Origin of the sequence: Flavobacterium fontis, assembly GCF_900129405.1 — a bacterium.
Classification (GTDB): Bacteria; Bacteroidota; Bacteroidia; order Flavobacteriales; family Flavobacteriaceae; genus Flavobacterium; species Flavobacterium fontis.
In genome coordinates this window covers 1-5,289 of sequence record NZ_FQVQ01000027.1, presented here as the reverse complement: position 1 = coordinate 5,289, position 5,289 = coordinate 1, and the positions used below count along the sequence as shown (strand labels likewise).

The following is a 5,289-nucleotide window of genomic DNA, read 5'->3' as shown; positions in this document are numbered from 1 at the left end:
AAAACAAGGCGGCGACATACTCTCCCACAGTTATGCAGTACCATCTGCGCTGTCGGGCTTAACTTCTCTGTTCGGAATGGGAAGAGGTGAGCCCCGACGCAATAACCACCTTAAGAGGTTGGTTAGTCTTGTCAGTGGTTGGCATACCAACACTGCAACAAGCAAAACCGTCTCGAAACTAACGAGACTAATGTCTTAACACACTGCGATAAGATAAGGTAAACAAAGCTGACCCGTCCCGATTACTCGGGACGGTATCGATACATAAGCTTACGGGTTATTAGTACTACTCGGCTATGACATTACTGCCTTTACACCTATAGCCTATCAACGTGGTCATCTCCCACGACCCTTAAAAGAAATCTCATCTTGTGGTGGGTTTCGCGCTTATATGCTTTCAGCGCTTATCCCTTCCCGACGTAGCTACTCTGCGGTGCCCCTGGCGAGACAACAGATACACTAGAGGTCAGTCCAATTCGGTCCTCTCGTACTAGAATCAGATCCACTCAAATTTCTAACGCCCGCAGTAGATAGAGACCGAACTGTCTCACGACGTTCTGAACCCAGCTCGCGTGCCACTTTAATGGGCGAACAGCCCAACCCTTGGGACCTTCTCCAGCCCCAGGATGTGACGAGCCGACATCGAGGTGCCAAACCCCCCCGTCGATATGAGCTCTTGGGGGAGATCAGCCTGTTATCCCCGGCGTACCTTTTATCCTTTGAGCGATGGCCCTTCCATGCGGAACCACCGGATCACTATGCTCTACTTTCGTACCTGATCGACCTGTATGTCTCTCAGTCAAGCTCCCTTATGCCATTGCACTCTACGCACGGTTACCAAGCGTGCTGAGGGAACCTTTAGAAGCCTCCGTTACTCTTTTGGAGGCGACCACCCCAGTCAAACTACCCACCAAGCAATGTCCCCCGCATAGCGGGGTTAGGCCTCAGATAAGCAAAGGGTGGTATTTCAACAATGACTCCCCGAATCCTGGCGAACCCGGTTCATAGTCTCCCACCTATCCTACACATCACTTATCCAAGGTCAATACTAAGCTATAGTAAAGGTGCACAGGGTCTTTTCGTCCCACTGCGGGTAATCGGCATCTTCACCGATACTACAATTTCACCGAGCTCATGGCTGAGACAGTGTCCAGATCGTTACACCATTCGTGCAGGTCGGAACTTACCCGACAAGGAATTTCGCTACCTTAGGACCGTTATAGTTACGGCCGCCGTTTACTGGGGCTTCAATTCAATGCTTCTCCGAAGATAACATCTCCTCTTAACCTTCCAGCACCGGGCAGGTGTCAGGCCCTATACCTCATCTTACGATTTTGCAGAGCCCTGTGTTTTTGATAAACAGTCGCCTGGACCTTTTCACTGCGGCCAGCATTGCTGCTGGCGACCTTTCTCCCGAAGTTACAGGTCTATTTTGCCTAATTCCTTAGCCATGAATCTCTCGAGCACCTTAGGATTCTCTCCTCGACTACCTGTGTCGGTTTACGGTACGGGTACTTGTAATCTAAGTTTAGAGGTTTTTCTTGGAAGCCCTTAGGTACACTATCACTTTGTCCGAAGACGCCGTGTACTATCGTATTTCACCAGTCCCTGCGCATTTTACTACAAGGCCTTTAGTTACGTACTTTAACCAACTATTCCGTCAGTTGGCGGTACTTTCATCACTCCGTCACCCCATCACAATTACAAGTAGTACGGGAATATTAACCCGTTGGCCATCGACTTCCCCTTTCGGGTGCGCCTTAGGACCCGACTAACCCTCAGCTGATTAGCATAGCTGAGGAAACCTTAGTCTTTCGGTGTGCGGGTTTCTCGCCCGCATTATCGTTACTTATGCCTACATTTTCTTTTCTAACCAGTCCAGCATAGCTCACGCTACACCTTCGGCCCTGTTAGAATGCTCCCCTACCACAGAATATTCTGTCCATAGCTTCGGTAGTATACTTATGCCCGATTATTATCCATGCTCGTCCGCTCGACTAGTGAGCTGTTACGCACTCTTTAAATGAATGGCTGCTTCCAAGCCAACATCCTAGCTGTCAAGGCAGACAAACCGCGTTTGTTCAACTTAGCATACATTTGGGGACCTTAGCTGATGGTCTGGGTTCTTTCCCTCTCGGACATGGACCTTAGCACCCATGCCCTCACTGCTGATCATATTATATAGCATTCGGAGTTTGTCAGGAATTGGTAGGCGGTGAAGCCCCCGCATCCAATCAGTAGCTCTACCTCTATATAACTCAATATCAGCGCTGCACCTAAATGCATTTCGGGGAGTACGAGCTATTTCCGAGTTTGATTGGCCTTTCACCCCTACCCACAGGTCATCCGAAGACTTTTCAACGTCAACCGGTTCGGACCTCCACTATGTGTTACCACAGCTTCATCCTGCCCATGGGTAGATCACACGGTTTCGCGTCTACCACTACTGACTCAAGCGCCCTATTCAGACTCGCTTTCGCTACGGATCCATACCTGAAGTACTTATCCTTGCCAGCAACGGTAACTCGTAGGCTCATTATGCAAAAGGCACGCCGTCACCCCATTAAAGGGCTCCGACCGCTTGTAAGCGTATGGTTTCAGGTTCTATTTCACTCCGTTATTCACGGTTCTTTTCACCTTTCCTTCACAGTACTGGTTCACTATCGGTCTCTCAGGAGTATTTAGCCTTACCGGATGGTCCCGGCAAATTCAGACAGGGTTTCACGTGCCCCGCCCTACTCAGGATACCACTATCAATAACTTCTCTTACCTGTACAGGACTATCACCTTGTATCGTCTACCTTTCCAGGTAGTTCCAGTTCAATTAGCATCAAATATCGTGGTCCTACAACCCCAGAATTGCCGCAACAACTCTGGTTTGGGCTCCTACGCTTTCGCTCGCCACTACTCACGCAATCACTATTGTTTTCTTCTCCTCCGCCTACTTAGATGTTTCAGTTCAGCGGGTTCGCCCTCCTATCGGAGTAATACATCTTCAATGTATTGGGTTGCCCCATTCGGATATCTGCGGATCAATTCGTATGTGCCAATCCCCGCAGCTTTTCGCAGCTTATCACGTCCTTCATCGCCTCTGAGAGCCTAGGCATCCCCCATACGCCCTTATTTTGCTTATGTATGTTGGTGCTTATTACTAAAATAAGCGCCTGTGCTTTCTACTTTGTTTGTATTTTATCTTATCACAATATGTCAATGAACTTTTATTAATTTGAAAATTTCATGAGTTGAGAATTTGAAAACGAATCTTCAAATCTTCAAATTGATTAATCTTCAAATCAATTCGTGGAGAATATCGGAGTCGAACCGATGACCTCCTGCGTGCAAGGCAGGCGCTCTAGCCAGCTGAGCTAATCCCCCGTTTTCTAGTGTTCAGTTAACAGTTTTCAGTTAACAGTACTTCAAACGGTTACTCAACCTCCAGAATTTCCTTTTTAAGCAAAAAAACATTTTCAAATCTTCAAATTTTCACATCCTCAAATTGAAAAAAGTAGTCCCGGGCAGACTCGAACTGCCGACCCCTACATTATCAGTGTAGTACTCTAACCAGCTGAGCTACGAGACTCTGTATTTATGCTTACTTATTTTTTGAATCAACAGCGAGAGTAATTCTAATCCTATTTCCTAAAATCAATTCCCCTTAACGTCTCTAGAAAGGAGGTGTTCCAGCCGCACCTTCCGGTACGGCTACCTTGTTACGACTTAGCCCCAGTTACCAGTTTTACCCTAGGCAGCTCCTTGCGGTCACCGACTTCAGGTACCCCCAGCTTCCATGGCTTGACGGGCGGTGTGTACAAGGCCCGGGAACGTATTCACCGGATCATGGCTGATATCCGATTACTAGCGATTCCAGCTTCACGGAGTCGAGTTGCAGACTCCGATCCGAACTGTGACCGGTTTTATAGATTCGCTCCTGGTCGCCCAGTGGCTGCTCTCTGTACCGGCCATTGTAGCACGTGTGTAGCCCAAGGCGTAAGGGCCGTGATGATTTGACGTCATCCCCACCTTCCTCACGGTTTGCACCGGCAGTCTTGCTAGAGTTCCCGACATCACTCGCTGGCAACTAACAACAGGGGTTGCGCTCGTTATAGGACTTAACCTGACACCTCACGGCACGAGCTGACGACAACCATGCAGCACCTTGAAAGACGTCCGAAGAAATATCTGTTTCCAAATACGTCGTCTCCCATTTAAGCCTTGGTAAGGTTCCTCGCGTATCATCGAATTAAACCACATGCTCCACCGCTTGTGCGGGCCCCCGTCAATTCCTTTGAGTTTCAAACTTGCGTTCGTACTCCCCAGGTGGGATACTTATCACTTTCGCTTAGTCACTCAGATAAATCCAAACAACTAGTATCCATCGTTTACGGCGTGGACTACCAGGGTATCTAATCCTGTTCGCTCCCCACGCTTTCGTCCATCAGCGTCAATCCACTGTTAGTAACCTGCCTTCGCAATTGGTATTCCATGTAATATCTAAGCATTTCACCGCTACACTACATATTCTAGTTACTTCACAGTAATTCAAGTCTAACAGTATCAATGGCAGTTTGATCGTTGAGCGACCAGATTTCACCACTGACTTATTAAACCGCCTACGGACCCTTTAAACCCAATGATTCCGGATAACGCTCGCATCCTCCGTATTACCGCGGCTGCTGGCACGGAGTTAGCCGATGCTTATTCTTACGGTACCGTCAAGCTCCGACACGTCGGAGGGTTTCTTCCCGTACAAAAGCAGTTTACAATCCATAGGACCGTCTTCCTGCACGCGGCATGGCTGGTTCAGACTTGCGTCCATTGACCAATATTCCTCACTGCTGCCTCCCGTAGGAGTCTGGTCCGTGTCTCAGTACCAGTGTGGGGGATCTCCCTCTCAGGACCCCTACCCATCATCGTCTTGGTAAGCCGTTACCTTACCAACTAACTAATGGGACGCATGCTCATCTTTTACCGTTGGAACTTTAATATACCAAACATGCGAATGATATATACTATGAGGTATTAATCCAAATTTCTCTGGGCTATCCCTCTGTAAAAGGTAGATTGCATACGCGTTACGCACCCGTGCGCCGGTCTCAAGGAAGCAAGCTTCCTCTACCCCTCGACTTGCATGTGTTAGGCCTGCCGCTAGCGTTCATCCTGAGCCAGGATCAAACTCTTCATCGTAGATTTTTGATTTTTTTGACTCGGGTTCTAGCTTAATTCTAATCCATATCGATTAGCCTTACTCTCTCTTAATTTTTGCTGTCAATCCAATATGTCTATGAACTT

The 5,289-nt window shown here is 48.1% G+C and carries 2 tRNA genes and 3 rRNA genes; all 5 read right to left on the bottom strand.

The annotated features are described in order from the left end of the window. Nucleotides 1-3: 3 nt before the first annotated feature. The 5 genes from rrf to BUC17_RS13770 all read right to left on the bottom strand — a co-directional run bounded on the left by rrf (nucleotide 4) and on the right by BUC17_RS13770 (nucleotide 5,184). Nucleotides 4-113, bottom strand: a 5S ribosomal RNA gene (gene rrf, locus BUC17_RS13790). A 147-nt stretch (nucleotides 114-260) separates the two neighbouring features. Beyond that, nucleotides 261-3,135: ribosomal RNA gene (locus tag BUC17_RS13785) — 23S ribosomal RNA — on the bottom strand. 166 nt (nucleotides 3,136-3,301) lie between these two features. Beyond that, nucleotides 3,302-3,375 (bottom strand) — tRNA-Ala (locus BUC17_RS13780). A 131-nt stretch (nucleotides 3,376-3,506) separates the two neighbouring features. Next, a tRNA-Ile gene (locus BUC17_RS13775) sits at nucleotides 3,507-3,580 on the bottom strand. An 88-nt stretch (nucleotides 3,581-3,668) separates the two neighbouring features. Beyond that, a 16S ribosomal RNA gene (locus BUC17_RS13770) occupies nucleotides 3,669-5,184 on the bottom strand. Together the 16S, 23S and 5S rRNA genes with 2 tRNA genes alongside form the textbook arrangement of a ribosomal RNA operon. Nucleotides 5,185-5,289: the final 105 nt, after the last annotated feature.